The sequence below is a fragment of the Bartonella sp. bp_1 genome (assembly GCF_055808085.1).
The window spans coordinates 834,076-855,392 of sequence record NZ_CM147851.1 but is presented as its reverse complement, the minus strand read 5'-3'; the positions used below and the strand labels follow the sequence as shown (position 1 = coordinate 855,392).

The following is a 21,317-nucleotide window of genomic DNA, read 5'->3' as shown; positions in this document are numbered from 1 at the left end:
ATAAAAAGGAAAGGATATCATAAACAAATTCTGACATAACAAACTCCTGTTCTTTATTGGTTTTTATTATGTTCTTGTTTTGTTCTTATTTCAACCCCTAAAAAATAATTTTATTTTGCTCGCGCCAATTAAGTTAACAAAACCCTAAGGCAGCTCCACAACCTTGCCGCCACGCAATGTAATACGTCGATCCATCTGCTTGGCTAAAGCATGATTATGCGTTGCGATCAGTGCCGATAATCCTGACTGGCGAACAAGTGCAGAAAGAGCCTGAAAAACATAAGACGATGTTACCGGATCAAGATTTCCGGTTGGCTCATCAGCAAGCAAAACAGACGGAGCGTTAGCAACCGCACGGGCAATAGCTACCCTTTGTTGTTCTCCACCCGACATTTCCGATGGACGATGCTTGGCGCGATGCCCGACACGCAAATAAGTCAGCAATTTCAAACTGCGATCGGCAGCCTCGGATTTTGTAAGACCGGCGATCATTTGCGGCATCATGACATTTTCAAGAGCCGTAAATTCGGGCAGCAAATGATGAAACTGATAAACAAAACCAATGTCACCACGTCGGATTGATGTCCGATCATTATCACTTAATGCCGCACAGCTATGTCCATGCAAGAAAACATCACCATAGTTGGGACGTTCCAAAAGGCCAGCAATATGCAAAAGAGTTGATTTACCAGCCCCAGAGGGAGCAACCAGCGCAACAGTCTCGGCCCTATTGAGGGTGAAATCTGCATCTTTAAGGATGACCAGTTCCTTATCACTATCATGATAACTGCGACTGATATTTTGTAATTGTAAAACAGCAGCCATCACTCATACCTCAATGCTTTTACCGGATCGAGACGGGCAGCAAGCCATGCCGGAATAATCGTGGCAATAAAAGAAAGAGATAGAGATAAACTGACAATCAGAAAAACCTGAATCGGATCAACCCGAGATGGAAGTTTAGCTACAAGATAGGTCTGCGCATTATAAAGATCAACACCCAGAATCCACGACAAAAACTCCTGAACAGCATTGATATTGAAACAGAATATAATGCCAAGAATAGCCCCAACTACTGTCCCGATCACGCCGATTGCCATTCCCGCCATAATAAAAATGCGCAAAACAGCCCAGCGTGTTGCCCCCATAGTACGTAAAATCGCTATATCATGGGTCTTGTCTTTCACCAGCATGATCAGGCCGGAAATAATATTCAAAGCGGCAACAAGGATAATCAATGACAAAATAATGAACATTGTTACCCGTTCTACCTGCAAGGCATTAAACAAGGCACTATAGTTCTGTCGCCAATCGCTCATAGCCAATTGCCGTCCGGCTGCTTTTTCAAGTAAAGGCTTAATCTTATCAATCTCATCAGGATTATTTGAAAATACTTCCAGCGCATTAATACGATCATCAAGATTAAAGAAAGCCTCTGTTTCTTTCAGGGGCATAAAAATCAACCCTGAATCAAAATCAACGGCACCAATTTGAAAAATAGCCAATACTTTATAGGCCTTAACCCGTGGATTAACACCAAAAGGCGTCGTATCACCATCCGGCGAAATAATCCGAATATCGTCTCCTACAAAAAGCCCTAGTTTCTCTGCCATATCCTGACCAATAACCACACCGTCAGTCTTATCAAATTCAGCAAGAGAACCTGACTTGATGTTTTTCACAATGATTTCTATCTTTGCGATATCCTGAGCGCGAAGGCCGCGTACATAAGCACCGCTACTGTCACCCGATGGCCCCTGCACCAATGCCTGTCCTCGTACAATAGGCAGAACATATTTGACCCCTTCAACTGTATCCAGCTTGGGAATCAGAGTTTTATAATCGGAAAAATCACTGTCCATACCGCTATAAACAGTCAGATGCCCGTTCATCCCTAATATGCGATCAAGCAAATCAGCCCGAAAACCACCCATCACGGACATCACAACGACAAGCGCAAAGACGCCCAGCGTAATTCCAACTAAAGATATAATTGATATTATCGATGTAAATATTTGTTTTTTATTGGGAATCATATAGCGAAGCGCAATCATCCGCTCAAAGGTTGCAAATGCCTTCGAGGTTGTTACGGATAAATTGCTGCTATCTGCCATTGGTTATTTCACCAACTTATTGATTGCCGCTTCAAGCGTCATATTTTCGCGTTCACCGGTTTTCCGAATTTTGATTTCAACTTCATCATTGGCAGCACTTTTAGGCCCAATTATGATCTGAACAGGGATACCGATCAAATCCATTGTTGCAAATTTCGACCCTGGACGATCATCTGTATCATCAAGCAAACAATCAAAACCAGCATTCTGAAATGACTGATAGAGCTTTTCACTCATCGAATCACATTTTTCATCACCCGGTTTCATATTGATAATACCAAAATTAAATGGTGCCATGGAATCCGGCCAAATAATACCGTTTTCATCATGAGACGCCTCAATGGCCGCAGCAATCAAACGGGATGGCCCTATGCCATAAGAACCCATGGAAACCGTATGTTCCTTGCCATCTGGCCCCATTACCTTTGCGCCCATAGCTTGTGAATATTTCGTCCCAAAATGGAAAATATGCCCCACTTCAATACCGCGAGCCGACAATCGATCAGATGGTGCAACCTTCATCCACGCATCTTCATCATGGATTTCATCTGTTGCCGCATATGGCGTTGTCCACTCTTTAACAATCGCTTCCATAGCAGCATCATCATAAAAGTCGATTTCTGCATCCGGAGACTTCATATCAAGATATTTTTTATCACAAAATACGCCACTCTCACCTGTGTCGGCCAATACAATAAACTCATGGCTTAAATCGCCACCGATCGGTCCAGTATCCGCACGCATAGGGATTGCCTTCAACCCCAAACGGTAAAAGGTACGTAAATAAGAGACAAATGTACGATTATAAGCCGCTCTCGCCCCCTCATAATTGAGATCGAATGAATAACCATCCTTCATCAAAAACTCCCGCGCCCGCATAACACCAAAGCGGGGGCGAATTTCATCACGAAATTTCCACTGAATGTGATAGAGATTAAGCGGCAGATTTTTATAAGAACGGACATAAGAACGAAAAATATCTGTGACCATTTCCTCATTTGTCGGGCCATAAAGCATATCACGTTCCTGCCGGTCCTTGATACGCAGCATTTCCAGACCATAAGCATCATAACGACCGCTTTCGCGCCATAAATCTGCCGACTGAAGCGTTGGCATTAATATTTCCAGTGCCCCTGCCCGGTTCTGTTCTTCACGGATAATATTGCAAACCTTATCAAGGACTTTTTTCCCTAAAGGCAGCCAAGAATAGATACCTGAAGATTGTTGCCGGATCATACCGGCTCGCAACATCAAGCGATGGGAAACGATCTCCGCCTCTTTGGGATTTTCTTTAAGGATGGGAAGAAAATAATGGGAAAGGCGCATTAAGGAAATTCCTGCTCGGTTAACGAATCAAACGATTCAAATTAGACAGCCGCAGATATGCACAATCGTGCTTTGAAAATCCAGTATCTGTTAACATCCATGACAATAGATACACTGGTTTTAACAGTTCTGACAAAACAAACGGGGCTTTCTGCTATTAAAAACAGTAATAATAGTGTGCCATCCATATCTAAATATGGCAAAATTGTGCTTTAATTGTATTTTTTTGATGACAAGTCAAAAAAGCTCGGATATGAAAATAAGTGATAATAAGAATGGAACAACCGTTCATACGCGATCAAGTCTTGGGAGGGATAATGATCTAGGCGCGTATAGCGCAGCCGCCTGAATTTTAGGAATGGATCACGCGTATTTATCATAAATTGCAAGGCTTCGGCCTTGCATTTTTTTGCAATCAAACACGGTGAAGAAATACAGTTACAACTGGTTTTTTACCCCATATCTCATTGACAGCCGAACGCACAGACCGACGCGCAGCCTCACGGATCAGCTCATTATCCTTGCGGCGCGCCCGTGGAATATTGTTGATCGCATCCTCGACAACATCCATCAAAATATCTTCCATAAACTCGCCCTGACCATCCGTCTCCGGCAGACCAAAAGCAACAAGATCCGGCTCTTCTTCCAACTCATGTCGGCTGTTGATCAGCAACGATATCGCCACATGGCCTACATAGCTCAACTTGCGGCGTTCGCTTATACCAAGCTCGTCTTCATCGCCAATAAGATTGCCATCCTTATAGATTCGACCAACAGGAGCCTGATCAATAACCTCGGCATTTCCAGGTGCCAAACGTAGCACATCGCCATTACGGATCGTTGCAACAGTTTTAATGCCAGCATTGGCTCCCAGTTCCGCATGGGCCGTCAAATGCGCCGCTTCTCCATGGACAGGAACCAATATTTGAGGCTTTACCCATTCATACATTTTCAACAGTTCATTGCGGCGGGGATGACCTGATACATGAACCAACGCATCATGATCAGTTATGATTTTTATGCCACGATCAATCAGGCGGTTCTGGGTATCAATAATTGCTCGCTCATTCCCGGGAATAGCACGTGATGAATAAATAACCGTATCACCAGGACTCAATGCCAGATTACGCATTTCATCCCGCGACAGTTTTGCAAGCGCTGCGCGTTGCTCTCCCTGCGAACCAGTCAAAACAAGAACAATATTTTCCCGCGGAATAAAACCATAATCTTCTTCACTGACAAAAGACGCAACACCTTCCATCATTCCTAATTCTTCAGCCACATTGACTGAACGTTTCATTGACCGCCCGACAAGGAGAACCTGACGACCGGCCGCCTCTGCGGCCAATGCAATAGAGCGGATACGCCCGACATTAGATGAAAAAGTCGTAATCGCTACCCGCCCCCGCGCTTGAGAAATAATCTTTTCGAGACTTTCTCCCACTTCACGTTCTGATGGTGACACCCCGTCACGCATTGCATTGGTTGAATCACATACAAGGGCCAACACGCCTTTTTCCCCAATGGCGCGAAAACGCTTTTCATCTGTCACTCCGCCCAAAGACGGTTCAGGATCAATCTTCCAATCGCCAGTATGTATAACAGTGCCCAATGGCGTCGTAATCGCAAGTGACACCGGATCGGGAATTGAATGACTAACCGAAACCGCCTCAATATCAAAAACACCGACCTGAAAGCGTTCCGAAGCCTTAAAAACAGTCACAGGCACATCATAGGAGTTAAAATCGGATTGTCTTTTGCTTTCAAGCAATCCGGCTGTAAAAGCCGTACAAAAGACCGGCACTTTAAGACGCGGCCATAAATCCATTACAGCACCATAATGATCCTCATGCGCATGAGTTAAAACAAGTCCGCGCAAATTATGTCTTTCACTTTCAAGGAATCGTATATCGGGTAGAATAAGATCAGCTCCCGGCAAGTCCAAGCCAGCAAAACTCACGCCCATATCAACAATGAGCCATTCCTTATCACCTTCAGGGCCATACCCATATAAAGCCAAATTCATACCAATTTCGCCAACGCCCCCTAAAGGGAGAAAAACAAATTCATTATCATTGGCGACTGTCATTTAAACTTCACTCCAGAATTACTTTTGCCCGGCTTTAACACTGGCTACATTGCCCAGAAATACATCGCCGGCCGCTATGGTATGAACACATCCATCAGCGGCACAGATCACACAACGAAAGTCATTGTCAATCGTATCAAATATACCGCTCACTATTTTACCATGGTTGACCACACTAATAGTCTGTTTTAGCCCTGCAGCATAGGACAACCATTTATCCCGAATAAACTCTGCCCCTCGAGGTGTCTGCCAAAGATCAAAATTGACAGCCCAATGACGCATCATGGCAATAAATAGATCCCTTGCCCCACAAGAAAGGCCGTATTCTTGCAGACTTGCAGTTGGATAATCAGCATAATGGGGCTTATGAATCAGATTAATGCCAATACCAATCACCAGATACGAACCAAAAGACGATGTCTTAATCAATTCAAGCAAAATACCCGACGCTTTGGCACCTGCAAGCATAATATCATTGGGCCATTTCAAAGTTAGTGGCAAATCAGAAGCACCATGATGACTGGCCATTTCTAAAACAGCTTCCGCCATGCTGACTCCGGCGACAAAACCAAGAGCAGCAACCATTTCCGACTTTCCATAGTCACGTTCTGATAAAAGCAAGGAAGTATAAAGATTACCTTTTTCGCTTGCCCAATGTCGCCCGCGGCGCGCACGCCCTTGGGTTTGTTCATCTGCAACAAACCAAAGTTTTCCGCTCTCTCCTTCTTCGGCCTTTTGTGCAGCAAGCAAATTGGTGGAACTGACACTTTCATGCCACTCCACCTTATACCCATTGTCGAAAATTTCCCGATAAGGATAAAAATTCATCACAACGCTTTAAAAAAGCGAGGCTGCTGCCGCATCTGCCAATGGTTTCAAGCATCCACCGAAAACAATGAAGAACAGAACGAACAAGCCTGAAAGACCAAGAATTACTTTCAGCTCTACACTCAATGCAATGAAACCGGCTTTAGGCTCATCAAACCACATAATCTTGATCATGCGTAGATAATAGAAAGCGCCAACAACCGATGCAACCATACCGATGACGGCCAAAATTGTCAGCCCTGCACCAACAGCCGCTGAAAAAGTATACCACTTGGCAAAGAAACCGGCGAGCGGTGGAATGCTAGCAAGAGAAAACAGCTGCATCGTCATAATGATAGCCATATAGGGATTCGTTTTTGCAAGGCCCGACAGTTCATAGATGTCTTCAACATTGCCTTCACGATTGCGCATACCCAAGATAAAAGCAAAACAACCAATCGTCATAGCCAGATAAATGGTCATATACAAAATCACACCGGATACGCCAAATACATTACCAGCAGAAAGCCCGACCAACGCATAGCCCATATGGCTGATAGACGAATAAGCCATCAGTCGCTTGACATTACTTTGACCAATTGCCGCAAAAGCACCCAGAACCATTGAAGCAATGGATACAAATACAATGACCTGTTGCCATGCCGCCAAGTGACCAGTAGCTGTCGTCAGTGGCGCAAAAGCATCAATAATAATACGTACAATCAAAGCCATAGCTGCAATTTTAGGTGCGCCGGCAAAGAAAGCCGTAATCGGGGTCGGTGCGCCCTCGTAAACATCAGGTGTCCACATATGGAAGGGAACAGCAGAAATCTTAAATGCAAGACCGGCAAGAACAAAGACCATACCAAAAATAAGGCCCAATTGTGCTTCACTGCCCTGCATAACGATTGCAACCTCACGGAATCCAATCTGTCCGGTAAAGCCGTATATCAACGAAATACCATAGAGAAGCATACCTGATGAAAGTGCACCAAGCACAAAATACTTCAAGCCCGCTTCAGTAGAGCGGATATTGTCACGATTGATTGCAGCGAGAACGTAAAGGGACAAAGACTGAAGCTCCAGTCCAAGATAGAGCGACAACATATTGCCAGCTGAAATCATGATCATCATGCCCAGTGTTGCAATAACAGCAAGAACCGGAAATTCGAATTTATCAAAATTCTGGGCTCTTGCAAATCCGACAGACATAATTAATGCCGCAACAGAGCCGATCAATGTCAACACTTTCATAAAACGACTGAAAGGGTCAATAATCAGGGCGTTGTGAGAAAAGAACCCATCGTTGGGGAATGCCACAACCACGACACAGGTTGCAACAAGCAAAGCGATTGCTAAGCCTGTTACAGTCACATAAGAACGGGCGCCAGAATAAACACCGATCAACAAAAGCACCAATGCGCCTCCGGCCAGCAAAAGCTCCGGAAAAATCAGTGTCAATTGGGCCATCATATCAGTTTGCATCACATTCGCCTCTTTTAGTGCAGCTGTGCAACAAAGGGTTTAACAAGGTTTTCTACCGCAGCTGCTGTCGTACTGAGGATCGGAGCAGGATAGATACCGAAGAAAACCGTCAGTATAATCATCGGGTAGAGAATGAATTTCTCACGGGGTGACAAATCAAGCAGAGCCTTCAGGCTTTCCTTCTCAAGCGGTCCAAAAGCAACACGATAGAAAAGATAAAGCGCATAACCGGCCGAGAGAATTACACCTGTCGTTGCAAAAAGAGCAACCCATGTGTTCGCTTGGAATACACCGATCAGGGAGAAAAACTCGCCCAAGAAACCTGATGTACCGGGAAGACCGACATTTGCCATAGTGAAAATCAAGAAAACGGTAGCATATTTCGGCATGTTATTGGCAAGGCCACCAAACGCAGCAATCTCACGTGTGTGCAGACGATCATAAATCACACCAACACATAAGAACAAAGCGCCTGAAACAATACCGTGTGAGAGCATCTGGAAAATAGCACCCTGAACACCCTGTTCATTAGCTGCAAATATGCCCATCGTCACATACCCCATATGGGCGACCGATGAATAAGCAATCAGCTTTTTCATATCTTCCTGCACCAAGGCTACAAGCGATGTATAAATAATCGCAATCACCGATAGCGAGAAGACAAACGGAGCAAAATAGGCGGATGCATCAGGAAACATCGGCAATGAAAAACGCAGAAAGCCATAACCACCCAACTTCAGAAGAACGCCCGCCAGAACGACAGAACCTGCTGTCGGTGCTTCAACGTGGGCATCCGGCAACCATGTATGAACTGGCCACATTGGCATTTTGACTGCGAAGGAAGCAAAAAAGGCAAGCCATAACCAGAACTGCATTTGTGCAGGGAACTGGTATTGCAACAAAGTTGGAATATCAAGAGTACCCGACACAGCAAACATGGCCATGATCGCAACCAGCATCAAAACAGAACCAAGCAGTGTATAAAGGAAAAACTTGATACTGGCATAAACACGCCGCGGACCACCCCATACCCCGATAATAATAAACATCGGAATAAGACTGCCTTCAAAGAAGACGTAGAAAAGAACCGCATCAAGAGCACAGAAAACACCGATAATCATTGTTTCTAAGATCAAGAAAGCAATCATATAAGCTTTCAGACGATCCTTAACTGTTTCCCAGCTAGCTAAGATACAAAACGGCATAAGAAAAGCTGACAGGACAACAAAAAGTACGGATATACCGTCAACGCCCATATGATAGCTAATACCGCCACCCAGCCAGCCGATCTTCTCTTCCATCTGGAAACCAGGATTCAAACGATCAAATCCAGCCCAGATAATGAGAGAAATTACAAATACAAATAGGGTCGTAAACAACGCGACATTACGAATATTGCGCTTTGCGGCTTCGCTGTCATCCTTAACCAAAAGGATAATCAACGCACCGACAAGCGGAAAGAACGTAACCGTTGAAAGAATGGGCCAGTCGGTCATTATCATAAGCTCCCGATCATCATCCAAGTGACGAGCGCAGCAACGCCAATCAGCATTGCAAATGCATAGTGGTAAAGATAGCCGGTCTGCATACGCACAACTCTATTGGTAACATCTACAACACGTGCAGCGATACCGTTAGGACCAAGACCATCAATGATCTTGCCGTCACCGATCTTCCAAAGGAAACGACCGATAGCGAATGCAGGGCGGACAAAGATAACGTTGTAAAGCTCGTCAAAATACCATTTGTTGAGCAGAAAACGGTAGATAGGTGCAAAAGCCGTAGCAAGCATTTTCGGAATACTAGTTGCGACAATATAGAAAATAAAGGCCAGAACAAAACCGATAACCATCACAATGAATGGTGACCATTTCACCCACAACGGAACACCGTGCGATTCATGAAGAATATGGTTTTCTGCCCCAGTAAACAACGCGCCTTTCCAGAAATGATCATACATATCGCCAAAGAAATGCGGTTGGAAGACAACACCAGCAAACAATGCACCAATACCCAACACAAAAAGCGGAACCAGCATAACTAAACCGGATTCATGCACATGATGCATAACATCTGCTGTTGCCCGCGGTTTACCATGGAAAGTCATGAAAATCAGACGCCATGAATAGAAACTGGTAAAGAGAGCGGCAATAACAAGCATCCAGAATGCATAGCCAGACGCCCAATTATGCGAAGCAAAAGCTGATTCAATAATTGCATCCTTGGAAAAGAACCCAGCAGTACCGAACAACGTTCCCGGAATACCAACACCAGTCAACGCAATCGTACCAATAATCATCATCCAATAGGTTGTCGGAATATATTTACGAAGACCACCCATTTTACGCATATCCTGCTCATCAGAAACAGCGTGGATAACGGAACCTGCTCCTAAAAACAAAAGCGCCTTAAAGAAAGCATGGGTAAAAAGATGGAAAACACCGGCACCATAAGCACCAACACCGAGCGCCACGAACATATAGCCAAGCTGTGAACAGGTTGAATAAGCGATAACGCGCTTGATATCGTTTTGAACCAGACCGACGGTTGCGGCAAAAAATGCCGTTGTTGCACCAATCACAACAATAACAGTCAATGCAGTATGGGACAATTCAAAGATCGGCGACATACGGGCAACCATAAAGACGCCAGCCGTCACCATGGTCGCAGCATGGATAAGAGCCGAAACAGGTGTCGGTCCTTCCATCGCATCAGGCAGCCATGTGTGCAGCAGAAACTGGGCCGACTTACCCATTGCACCGATAAAGAGCAACAGACAGGTGATTGTCAGCGCACCGCCCACGTCGACATGCCAATTGAGAAATGTCATCTGTTGAATGAAGCTATTATCACGTGCTTTTTCAAATATATGTTCGAAACCAACTGTCTGGAACAAGGTGAAAACACAAAAGATACCAAGCAGAAACCCGAAATCGCCAACACGGTTGACCACAAAGGCCTTGATAGCTGCTTTACCTGCAGACGGACGCTGGAACCAGAAACCAATGAGCAGATAGGATGCAACACCGACACCTTCCCAGCCAAAAAACATTTGAATGAGATTATCGGAAGTAACCAGCATCAACATCATGAAAGTAAAGAACGACAAATAGGCAAAGAACCGCGGACGGCTGGGATCGTGATGCATATAACCGATAGAATAGATATGCACCAAAGCAGAAACCGTATTGACAACGACCAGCATAATAGCCGTTAGCGTATCAACACGGAAAGCCCAGTCAAAATCAAGACCGCCAAGGCTAACCCAATGAAGAACCGGCACACGCACAGTCTCTCCATCCCCCATGGCAATGGTCAAAAAAGCCACCCATGACAGAACAGCCGAAATAACCATAAAGGTACAGGTTACGAGTTCACTTGCCCTTGCTCCAATTGTCCTACCACCAAGACCGGCGATCAGGAACCCAAGCAGAGGAAGGAAGACGATTGCGTAAAACATGGTGCCGTCAACCTTTCATCACATTAACATCTTCAACAGCAATCGAACCGCGATTACGGAAGAAGACGACAAGAATAGCCAGACCAATCGCTGCTTCAGCAGCAGCAACTGTCAAGACAAACAGCGCGAATATCTGACCGGTCATATCTTTGAGAACCGATGAGAACGCGACAAAGTTCAGATTGACCGACAAAAGGATCAATTCCACTGACATCAAAATAATGATTACATTTTTACGATTCAGGAAAATACCAAAAATACCGATCGTAAACATAATAGCTGAAACCGTCAGATAGTGAGCAATATCAACATGCATTGTCGTTTTCCTCTCAAATACCTTTACCAGATTCAACTTGTTTGATTTCGATTGCGTTTTCTTTTGTTCGAGCAACCTGTTCAGAAATTTTCTGACGCTTAACGTTCGGCTTATGACGTAATGTTAGGAGAATAGCGCCAATCATAGCCACCAGCAGAACTAATCCGGCCATCTGGAAATAAAAAACATAATCCGTATAGAGAATATCGCCTAGAGCCTGAATATTACTTCGCCCATCCGGTATTTTTTCAACTGCCTTAATTGCAAGATCTGATGAAAAATAAGAACTGGTAAAAGCAACAACAAGCTCAACGAGAACAATCAAACCGATCAAAGCGCCAATTGGTGCATATTGAAGAACCCCGCGCTTAAGTTCGGCAAAGTCGACGTCCAGCATCATAACAACAAAAAGGAATAAAACTGCGACAGCTCCGACATACACAACCAACAGGATCAAAGCCAAAAATTCAGCTCCTGTCAGCAAAAACAATGCCGCGGCATTAAAAAAAGCCAAAATCAAGAATAAGACCGAATGAACCGGATTGCGCGCCGCCACAACCATAATTGCCGCCGCAATCATGATAAAGGCGAAGATATAAAAAAACAGCGCCGCTAAACCTGTCAGCATGGGTTTCCCCTACTCGTTAGACCACCAAGGATACCGAACCATTCAATATCCGACTTTTTACCGATCCATTGAATGCATCGGCAGCATTTATGTGAACACATCTATCTTAGCGATAGGGAGCATCCATTGCGATGTTGCGGGCGATTTCACGCTCCCAACGATCACCATTAGCAAGGAGCTTTTCCTTGTCATAATAAAGTTCTTCACGTGTTTCGGTTGCGAATTCAAAATTCGGTCCCTCAACAATAGCTTCAACCGGACATGCTTCCTGACAGAAGCCACAATAGATGCATTTGACCATGTCAATGTCATATCGCACTGTGCGTCTTGTGCCGTCATTACGACGAGGTCCGGCTTCAATTGTAATTGCCTGTGCAGGACAAATCGCCTCACATAATTTGCAGGCAATGCAACGCTCTTCACCATTGGGATAACGACGCAAAGCATGCTCCCCACGAAAACGCGGGCTGACAACCCCCTTTTCATAAGGATAGTTGATTGTCGGCTTAGGCGAAAAAAATTGTTTCATCGCCAAACAGAAGGCACTGACAAATTCCAGCAAAAGCAGTGATTTGGCAGCTTGGAAAACAGCATTCATCTTTTTTCCTCCTTCAACCAAAATTCGTTAATTTCAAGAAGGCAGCTGTGATAACTACCATGGCAAGTGACAATGGCAAGAAAACCTTCCAGCCCAGACGCATCAACTGGTCATAGCGATAACGCGGAACAAAAGCCTTAACCATCGCAATCCAGAAGAAAACAAAGCAAAGCTTCAGAACAAACCAGACAACACCCGGCACCCAATTCAACCATGAGACATCCAGTGGCGGTAACCAACCACCAAGGAAAAGAATAGTCGTTAGTGCACACATTAAAACAATGGCAACATATTCACCAAGGAAGAACAGCATATAAGGCGTCGATGAATATTCAACCATATGACCGGCAACCAGTTCGGACTCCGCTTCAACAAGATCGAAAGGAGGACGATTGGTCTCAGCCAAAGCCGAAATGAAGAAAATGATAAACATCGGGAACAGCGCCAACCAGTTCCAATCAAGGAAACTTGGCATAAGGCCAAGGCGTGTTCCAATACCGTTTGATTGCTCTGTAACGATGGTGGTCAGATCGACCGAGCCACTTACCAGAATAACAGTCACAAGCACGAAGCCAATCGATACCTCATAAGATACCATTTGCGCGGCCGAACGTAGGGCGCCAAGAAATGGATACTTCGAATTAGAAGCCCAGCCACCCATGATAACGCCATAAACTTCCAATGAAGATATCGCCAAAATATAGAGAAGACCGACATTGATACTTGCAACCGCCCAACCTTCATTGACAGGAATCACAGCCCAAGCAGCAATAGCCAACACAGCCGACACAAAAGGCGCCAATAAAAACACTCCCTTATTGGCACCAGCCGGTATAATAGGTTCTTTCAATACGAATTTGATCAAATCCGCGAAAGACTGGAACAATCCCCAAGGTCCAACAACATTAGGGCCACGGCGCAACTGTACAGCCGCCCAAATCTTACGATCCGCATAAAGAAGGTAAGCAATCAGTAGCAGCATCACAACAATCAGAAGCAATGACTTGCCAACGATGATCAACAAAGGCAGGAGCCAGTTTATAAAGAAATCATACATGAGCTTTCTTTCCCTCTCCGTCCTTTATTCCGCAGCTTCTTGAACACGCCCTTTAGCCAGGGCCGAACATTCAGCCATAACTGCAGACGCGCGAGCAATTGGATTTGTCAAATAGAAGTCTTTCACGCAAGAAGCAAATGATTGCTTGCCGATATCACCTACTTTTGAGCCAAGTTTTTTAATATCAGCAACTTTTCCACTTTCAATCGTATCGATTGCAGCCAGATGCGGATATTCAGCAAAGAGTTTTGCACGCAAAGCCGTCAGGGAATCAAAGGGAAGACGCTGCCCCAAAACATCGGAAAGCGCACGTAAAATTGCCCAATCTTCCTTGGCCTCACCCGGCGCGAAACCTGCACGATTTGTCATTTGCACACGACCTTCAGTGTTTACATAAAGGCCCGACTTTTCTGTATAGGTAGATGCTGGCAGAATAACATCGGCTGCATGGGCGCCATTATCGCCATGGCTGCCAATATAGACCGTAAAGCCCTTCTTTGCAGGCAATTCAATCTCATCAGCACCCAACAAGAAAAGAACCGGTGCGTTCTTAACAATCGCAGCCGCATTTTGACCTTTTTCCGGTACAAAACCGATATCAAGGCCACCGACACGTGAAGCCGCTGTATGTAGAACGGCATAACCATTCCAATCAGCTGATAATGCACCCACCTTATCGGCAAGGGCTGCAGATGCCGCCAATACATCGGCACCATTCGCACCTATAAGCGCGCCCTGCCCAATAATAATCAGCGGTTTTTCAGCTTTTTTAAGAATGTTAAAGAAATCACCCTTGCCATTGGCAATCGATGCCAATGTCTCAGCACCAGCACCAAGATAGCTATAAGGATAGCGCAACTCAGCCTGTTCACCAATAACAGCGATTGGGAAATCACCCATGCGCTGGCGTTTACGAATACGGGCATTGAGTACCGAAGCCTCAAAACGCGGGTTCGATCCGATGATCAGCAAGGCGTCTGCTTCTTCAATGCCAGCAATTGTCGGATTGAAAATATAACTTGCACGCCCCAAAGCCGGATCAATGGCCGAGCCATCCTGACGACAATCAATATTGGTCGAGCCAAGAGACGCAAGAAGCTGCTTCAACGCGTACATTTCTTCAACGCTTGCCATATCGCCGGCGATCGCACCAATATTCTTTTTGGAGGCTTTATCAACCGCGGCCTTAATGGCAGAAAATGCTTCCTGCCAACTTGCCGCAACAAGCTTGCCACCTTGGCGCACGTAAGGACGATCAAGACGCTGGGTGCGAATCCCATCCCAAATAAACCTGGTTTTATCCGAAATCCATTCTTCATTCACCGCTTCATTGATGCGCGGCATAATACGCATGACCTCACGTCCGCGTGTATCAACACGAATAGCAGAGCCAACAGCATCCATCACATCAATGGATTCTGTCTTGGTCAATTCCCAAGGACGTGCGTGAAACGCATAAGGCTTAGATGTCAAAGCACCAACAGGACAAAGATCAATCACATTGCCCTGCAATTCCGATGTCATCGCACGTTCAAGATAGGTTGTAATTTCAGCATCTTCACCACGACCGATCAAACCCAGTTCTGAAATACCCGCGACTTCAGTGGTAAAGCGGACACAACGGGTGCAGTGGATACAACGAGTCATCACTGTCTTAACCAAAGGCCCGATATACTTATCTTCAACAGCACGCTTGTTTTCGCTGTAACGCGATGAATGATGGCCATAGGCCATAGCCTGATCCTGCAGGTCACACTCACCGCCCTGATCACAAATGGGGCAATCAAGCGGATGGTTGATAAGCAGAAACTCCATCACACCTTCACGCGCTTTCTTGACCATAGGTGTATTGGTAAACATTTCCGGCGCTTCACCGTTAGGACCTGGCCGCAAATCACGTACGCCCATCGCACAGGAAGCTGTTGGTTTAGGCGGTCCACCCTTTACCTCGACAAGGCACATACGGCAGTTACCAGCAACCGAAAGGCGCTCATGAAAACAAAAACGCGGTACCTCGGCTCCAGCAGCTTCCGCTGCCTGCAGCAATGTATAATGATCGGGGACTTCGATCTCTTTGCCGTCAACTTTGATCTTTGCCATCGTTTTTCCAGACCGGCGGTCAATCCGCCCTTTACCTTAAACCCAGCGTTTAAAACCGCCTTGTATTAATCTTACAAACCTACATGTTACTCTGCAGCTTCCAGAGCTATATTTTTACTCTGGACTGCATTTCTCGTATATTGATCAATTCTCTTTTCAATTTCCGGACGGAAATTACGGATCAACCCTTGCACCGGCCACGCAGCTGCGTCGCCTAACGCGCAAATTGTATGTCCTTCAACCTGTTTTGAAACCTCAAACAGAAGATCGATTTCACGCTTCTGAGCATTACCTTCGACCATGCGTCCCAACAGACGCATCATCCAGCCTGTGCCTTCACGACAAGGCGTGCACTGCCCACAACTTTCATGCTTGAAAAACGCCGTAATGCGCCAGATAGCCTTAATGATATCTGTCGATTTGTCCATCACAATCGCACCGCCGGTACCAAAGGAAGAACCGACCTCACGCATGCCGTCAAAATCCATAATGGCATCGGCCATCTTTTCAGCTGGGACGACAGGACAGGATGCCCCACCGGGAATAACCGCCAAGAGATTGTCCCAACCGCCACGGATACCGCCAGCATGTTTATCAATCAACTCACGAAATGTCAGCCCAAGACCTTCTTCAACTGTGCAGGGTGTATTGACATGACCTGAGACCATAAACAACTTGGTTCCAACATTGTTGGGACGGCCAATACTAGAAAACCATGATGCACCACGCCGCAAAATGGTCGGCGCAACAGCGATCGATTCAACGTTATTGACAGTTGTAGGACAACCATAAACGCCCATATTGGCAGGAAATGGCGGCTTTAAGCGCGGCTGGCCTTTTTTACCTTCAAGGCTTTCCAGCAAGGCTGTTTCTTCACCGCAAATATAAGCACCGGCACCATGGTGGACGATAATATCGCAAGGATGTCCATGCTTGGTTTTCTTACCCAGAAGACCGGCATCATAACATTCATCAATAGCGGCCTGAAGCGCTTCACGCTCGCGAATATATTCACCACGCACATAGATAAAAGCTGTATTGGCCCCCATTGCAAAAGTTGCGATAACACAACCTTCAATCAATGTATGCGGATCATGGCGTAAAATCTCACGATCCTTACATGTACCCGGCTCTGACTCATCCGCATTAACAACAAGATAATGGGGACGACCATCACTCTGTTTCGGCATAAATGACCATTTCATACCGGTCGGGAAACCTGCGCCACCACGACCACGCAAGCCGGATGCTTTCATCTCATCGATGATCCAATCTCGACCCTTATCAATAATCGCCTTGGTGCCATCCCAATGACCACGGGCCATGGCACCTTTAAGCGACTTGTCCTTCAAGCCATATATATTGGTGAAGATGCGATCTTTATCAGCCAGCATGTCTCACCTTTCCCTTTTCTTTCAACGCGTAAAAGCGCTCAATTAAACTTTTTTCTTAGGCGCAGCCTTAGGTTTGGGCGCAGCCTTCTGTTTTTCTTTCGGTTCCTTACCCGTCGATTCGCCAACAAGAGTCGACTTACCCTTTTGTGCAGAGCGCGCAGGTGACTGAGCTTTGCCATCAGAAGTCTTCTTTTCAGCTACTTTTTTAGTGGCTGTGGATTTTTTGGCAGGCTTATCGGATGCACCATCATCCAATGATGTCAATCCGGTAATAGGTTCCGAACTATAACGACTTGATTGCGGACCAACAGGAATTGTTTCCCCCTTACCCGCTTCAAAAGCATAAATAATCTCTTCCAAGCGTTCTGGTGTTAGATCTTCATAAGTATCTTTGAAGACCATAACCATAGGTGCATTCACACAAGCACCTAAACACTCAACCTCTTCCCAAGACAAGGTACCATCCTTGTTTGTTTCGAAAGGATCATGATGAATTTTTTTCTGACAGACCTTTATCAGATCGCCGGCACCACGCAACATACAAGGCGTTGTTCCACAAACCTGGATATGCGCTTTCGTACCCACCGGCTTCAACTGGAATTGCGTATAAAAAGTCGCGACTTCAAGAACACGGATATAAGCCATAGACAACATGTCTGCGATATATTCGATCGCAGCACGTGTAACCCAACCATCCTGTTCTTGCGCACGCATCAGCAATGGAATAACAGCCGACTGCTGCCGACCTTCCGGATATTTGGCAATTGTCTTTTCTGCCCAAGCCATATTTTCCTTGCTAAAGGAAAACTTGGACGGTTGAACAGATTCATCAGCGAGACGGCGTACAGACATTAGCGGTCAACCTCTCCAAAAACGATATCAAGAGAACCCAAAATTGCTGTCGCATCACCCAACATATGGCCTCTTGTCAAAAAATCCATGGCTTGCAAATGGGCAAAACCCGGCGCACGCAATTTGACGCGGTAAGGTTTATTGGTACCATCTGACACCAGATAAACACCAAATTCTCCTTTTGGCGCTTCCACAGCCGCATAAACTTCACCTTCCGGTACATGAAAACCTTCCGTGTAAAGCTTGAAGTGGTGAATAAGCGATTCCATCGAACGTTTCATCTCACCACGCTTAGGTGGCGTAATCTTATGATCAAGGCTCGATACCGGCCCATATCTTTCAGTACTCAGCAAACGTTCTACACACTGACGCATAATCCGTGCCGACTGACGCATCTCTTCCATACGGATGAGATAACGATCATAGCAATCACCATTTTTGCCGACAGGAATATCAAATTCCATTTCGTCATAACATTCATAAGGCTGGCTTTTGCGCAAATCCCAAGCCGCACCCGAGCCGCGCACCATCACACCAGAAAAACCACGTGCCCATGCGTCATCAAGCGAAACAACACCGATATCGGCATTTCTTTGTTTGAAAATACGGTTTGGCGTGATCAAATCATCAAGATTACCCAAAGCAACCAAAAACGGATCAATAAACTTGCCAATATCTTCGACCAGTTCTTCCGGTAAATCCTGATGGACTCCGCCCGGACGGAAGTAATTAGCATGCAATCGTGCACCACAGGCACGCTCATAAAAGATCATCAATTTTTCACGCTGCTCAAACCCCCACAAAGGTGGCGTCAACGCACCAACATCCATGGCCTGAGTTGTAACATTCAAAAGATGATTGAGAATGCGGCCAATTTCACTGAAAAGCACACGCACCAACTGGCCACGTTTGGGCACTTCGACACCCAACAACTTTTCAATAGCCAGAACAAAAGCATGCTCCTGATTCATCGGCGCAACATAATCAAGACGATCCAAATAAGGTGTCGCCTGCAAATAGGTCTTGGTTTCCATCAACTTTTCGGTGCCGCGATGCAACAGGCCGATATGCGGATCAACCCGCTCGACAACCTCACCATCCAACTCCAACACAAGACGCAAAACACCATGTGCCGCAGGGTGCTGCGGACCAAAATTGATATTAAAATTACGGACATTGACCTCAGCCACGATCAACTCCTTCACTGTTAGAACGGAGCATATTGCAAATCATCATTTGCCCTCTCCCGCTTTTTCATCACCCGGAAGGACATATTCCGTTCCTTCCCATGGGGACAGAAAGTCAAAACTACGCATTTCCTGACGAAGCACAACAGGCTCATAAATAACGCGCTTGACCTCATTATCATAACGGCATTCAAAAAAACCTGTAACCGGAAAATCCTTGCGTAGAGGATGCCCCTCGAAACCATAGTCGGTCAAGATACGGCGCAAATCTGGATGTCCAGAGAAAAGAATACCATACATGTCATAAGCTTCACGCTCAAACCACTCTGCCGAAGGATAAACAGAACAAGCCGAAGGAATAGCTGTTTCTTCATCGGTACGAACCTTAACACGAATACGCATATTCTGTCGCGGCGAGAGCAAATGATACGAAACATCAAAACGCTTTTCACGACTCGGGAAATCAACACCACTGGCATCAACAAAATTAACAAATAGGCATTGTGAATCATCACGCAAAAAGGCCAACACAGAAACCAGATCTTTCGGCGCCACCACCAGCGTCAGCTCTCCATAGGCCAAAACGGCTTCCTCAAGCTTCTTCCCAAGCTTTTCTTGCAAATAGCTCTGCAATTCTACAAGCGCTTCCACAGACATTGCGATACTCCTTTAGCGCTCAATCGAACCGGTGCGGCGAATCTTCTTCTGAAGCAAAAGAATGCCATAAAGAAGCGCTTCCGCCGTTGGCGGACATCCGGGCACATAAATATCAACAGGCACAATACGATCACAACCACGTACAACCGAATAGGAATAATGGTAATAACCGCCACCATTCGCACAGGAGCCCATCGAGATAACATAACGTGGCTCAGGCATCTGGTCATAAACCTTGCGAAGCGCAGGCGCCATTTTATTGGTCAACGTGCCAGCAACCATCATCACATCGCTCTGACGCGGTGAAGCACGCGGGGCAAAACCAAAACGTTCATTATCATAATGCGGCATTGATGCCTGCATCATTTCAACAGCGCAACAGGCAAGACCAAAAGTCATCCACATCAAAGACCCAGTACGCGCCCATGTAATCAAGGCGTCCGTTGAAGTGACCAGAAAACCTTTATCGGAAAGCTCGGAATTGATTTCTTGAAAAAATTTATCATCAGAACCAATCGGCTTACCCGTATTGGGATCAATAATCCCTTTCGGCTTCGGGGCAACCAGAGTCGAATTGCTGCTCGTCAATCCCATTCGAGAGCTCCCTTCTTCCATTCATAAATAAACCCGATTGTCAGCACGGCAAGAAACAGCATCATCGACCAAAAACCAAAAAGGCCAACCGAACCGAAGGAAACCGCCCACGGGAATAAAAAGGCTACTTCAAGATCAAAAATAATAAAAAGAATCGATACGAGATAAAAGCGGATATCGAACTTCATGCGCGCATCATCAAATGAATTGAATCCGCATTCATATGCAGAAAGTTTTTCAGGATCAGGAGAACGATATGCCAGAATATACGGCATAACCAAAAGTGCACCGACAATCACAATCGAGATAATAATGAAAATCAGCGCAGGCAGATACGCAGTCAATAATGCACTCAATGATTCAGTCATGATCCAATTGCCTACCTCTGTATACAAGTCAATGCAGCGAACATAGCACATCTTAAAACCAAGACATGCCAAGCGCTTTAAGACATTGTCTCACACTAACAGCTTCAAGGGCATGCCGTACGATCAATTTTCCTGCCAGAGGGTTAGCGCACACCTCGCGATGAAGCAATAGGTTTCATCCAAATAAAACCGCATTTTTTATTTTTTTATCGCAAAATAATGTGAACAAGGGATTCGGAGGTTTTCAACCAACAACAGCTCTGGCATCACAAGAGACTAGACTGT

General features: G+C 45.6%; 19 protein-coding genes. All 19 read right to left on the bottom strand.

The window, feature by feature from the left end; genetic code table 11:
* Window positions 1–144 precede the first annotated feature (144 nt).
* Window positions 145–825, bottom strand: a complete 681-nt coding sequence (locus ACYZ97_RS04275; RefSeq protein WP_473300237.1) for an ABC transporter ATP-binding protein — start codon at window positions 823–825, stop codon at window positions 145–147.
* Window positions 825–2,114, bottom strand: a complete 1,290-nt coding sequence (locus tag ACYZ97_RS04270; protein ID WP_473300236.1) for a lipoprotein-releasing ABC transporter permease subunit — start codon at window positions 2,112–2,114, stop codon at window positions 825–827. The genes ACYZ97_RS04275 and ACYZ97_RS04270 overlap by 1 nt, the downstream gene beginning before the upstream one ends.
* 3 nt (window positions 2,115–2,117) lie before the next feature.
* On the bottom strand, window positions 2,118–3,440 hold the full coding sequence (proS, locus tag ACYZ97_RS04265; protein WP_473300235.1) for a proline--tRNA ligase: 1,323 nt from the start codon (window positions 3,438–3,440) through the stop codon (window positions 2,118–2,120).
* 415 nt (window positions 3,441–3,855) lie between these two features.
* Window positions 3,856–5,529 (bottom strand): ribonuclease J, encoded by a 1,674-nt coding sequence (locus ACYZ97_RS04260; RefSeq protein WP_473300234.1) that lies wholly within the window; start codon window positions 5,527–5,529, stop codon window positions 3,856–3,858.
* A gap of 18 nt (window positions 5,530–5,547) precedes the next feature.
* Window positions 5,548–6,357 (bottom strand): biotin--[acetyl-CoA-carboxylase] ligase, encoded by an 810-nt coding sequence (locus tag ACYZ97_RS04255; RefSeq protein ID WP_473300233.1) that lies wholly within the window; start codon window positions 6,355–6,357, stop codon window positions 5,548–5,550.
* Window positions 6,358–6,366: 9 nt separating this feature from the next.
* The gene (gene nuoN, locus ACYZ97_RS04250; RefSeq protein WP_473300232.1) at window positions 6,367–7,821 is read right to left on the bottom strand and encodes an NADH-quinone oxidoreductase subunit NuoN; all 1,455 of its coding nucleotides are present in this window, start codon (window positions 7,819–7,821) and stop codon (window positions 6,367–6,369) included.
* A 14-nt stretch (window positions 7,822–7,835) separates the two neighbouring features.
* Complete coding sequence (locus ACYZ97_RS04245; RefSeq protein WP_473300231.1) at window positions 7,836–9,317, bottom strand: NADH-quinone oxidoreductase subunit M; 1,482 nt, start codon at window positions 9,315–9,317, stop codon at window positions 7,836–7,838.
* 2 nt (window positions 9,318–9,319) lie between these two features.
* Window positions 9,320–11,281 carry an NADH-quinone oxidoreductase subunit L gene (gene nuoL, locus ACYZ97_RS04240; protein WP_473300230.1) on the bottom strand — a complete coding sequence of 654 codons (1,962 nt, stop codon included), beginning with the start codon at window positions 11,279–11,281 and terminating at the stop codon, window positions 9,320–9,322.
* Between the two features lie 7 nt (window positions 11,282–11,288).
* Window positions 11,289–11,597, bottom strand: a complete 309-nt coding sequence (nuoK, locus tag ACYZ97_RS04235) for an NADH-quinone oxidoreductase subunit NuoK (protein ID WP_473300229.1) — start codon at window positions 11,595–11,597, stop codon at window positions 11,289–11,291.
* Window positions 11,598–11,610: 13 nt separating this feature from the next.
* Entirely contained in the window at window positions 11,611–12,225 is a 615-nt protein-coding gene (locus ACYZ97_RS04230) for an NADH-quinone oxidoreductase subunit J (RefSeq protein ID WP_473300228.1), read from the bottom strand.
* A 106-nt stretch (window positions 12,226–12,331) separates the two neighbouring features.
* On the bottom strand, window positions 12,332–12,823 hold the full coding sequence (gene nuoI / locus ACYZ97_RS04225) for an NADH-quinone oxidoreductase subunit NuoI (protein WP_473300227.1): 492 nt from the start codon (window positions 12,821–12,823) through the stop codon (window positions 12,332–12,334).
* Between the two features lie 13 nt (window positions 12,824–12,836).
* Window positions 12,837–13,880, bottom strand: coding sequence for an NADH-quinone oxidoreductase subunit NuoH (nuoH, locus tag ACYZ97_RS04220; protein ID WP_473300226.1), 1,044 nt, complete (start codon window positions 13,878–13,880; stop codon window positions 12,837–12,839).
* A 24-nt stretch (window positions 13,881–13,904) separates the two neighbouring features.
* Window positions 13,905–15,980: an NADH-quinone oxidoreductase subunit NuoG gene (gene nuoG / locus ACYZ97_RS04215; protein ID WP_473300225.1), complete on the bottom strand. Its 2,076-nt coding sequence runs from the start codon at window positions 15,978–15,980 to the stop codon at window positions 13,905–13,907.
* Window positions 15,981–16,066: 86 nt separating this feature from the next.
* Entirely contained in the window at window positions 16,067–17,374 is a 1,308-nt protein-coding gene (gene nuoF, locus ACYZ97_RS04210) for an NADH-quinone oxidoreductase subunit NuoF (protein WP_473300224.1), read from the bottom strand.
* Window positions 17,375–17,416: 42 nt separating this feature from the next.
* The gene (nuoE, locus tag ACYZ97_RS04205; protein WP_473300223.1) at window positions 17,417–18,226 is read right to left on the bottom strand and encodes an NADH-quinone oxidoreductase subunit NuoE; all 810 of its coding nucleotides are present in this window, start codon (window positions 18,224–18,226) and stop codon (window positions 17,417–17,419) included.
* Window positions 18,226–19,416: an NADH-quinone oxidoreductase subunit D gene (locus tag ACYZ97_RS04200; protein ID WP_473300222.1), complete on the bottom strand. Its 1,191-nt coding sequence runs from the start codon at window positions 19,414–19,416 to the stop codon at window positions 18,226–18,228. Before ACYZ97_RS04200 ends, nuoE begins: the two co-directional genes overlap by 1 nt.
* 42 nt (window positions 19,417–19,458) lie before the next feature.
* Complete coding sequence (locus tag ACYZ97_RS04195; protein WP_473300221.1) at window positions 19,459–20,070, bottom strand: NADH-quinone oxidoreductase subunit C; 612 nt, start codon at window positions 20,068–20,070, stop codon at window positions 19,459–19,461.
* 12 nt (window positions 20,071–20,082) lie between these two features.
* Window positions 20,083–20,664 carry a NuoB/complex I 20 kDa subunit family protein gene (locus ACYZ97_RS04190; protein WP_473300220.1) on the bottom strand — a complete coding sequence of 194 codons (582 nt, stop codon included), beginning with the start codon at window positions 20,662–20,664 and terminating at the stop codon, window positions 20,083–20,085.
* Window positions 20,655–21,032: an NADH-quinone oxidoreductase subunit A gene (locus ACYZ97_RS04185; protein WP_473300219.1), complete on the bottom strand. Its 378-nt coding sequence runs from the start codon at window positions 21,030–21,032 to the stop codon at window positions 20,655–20,657. The genes ACYZ97_RS04190 and ACYZ97_RS04185 overlap by 10 nt, the downstream gene beginning before the upstream one ends.
* Between the last annotated feature and the right edge of the window lie 285 nt (window positions 21,033–21,317).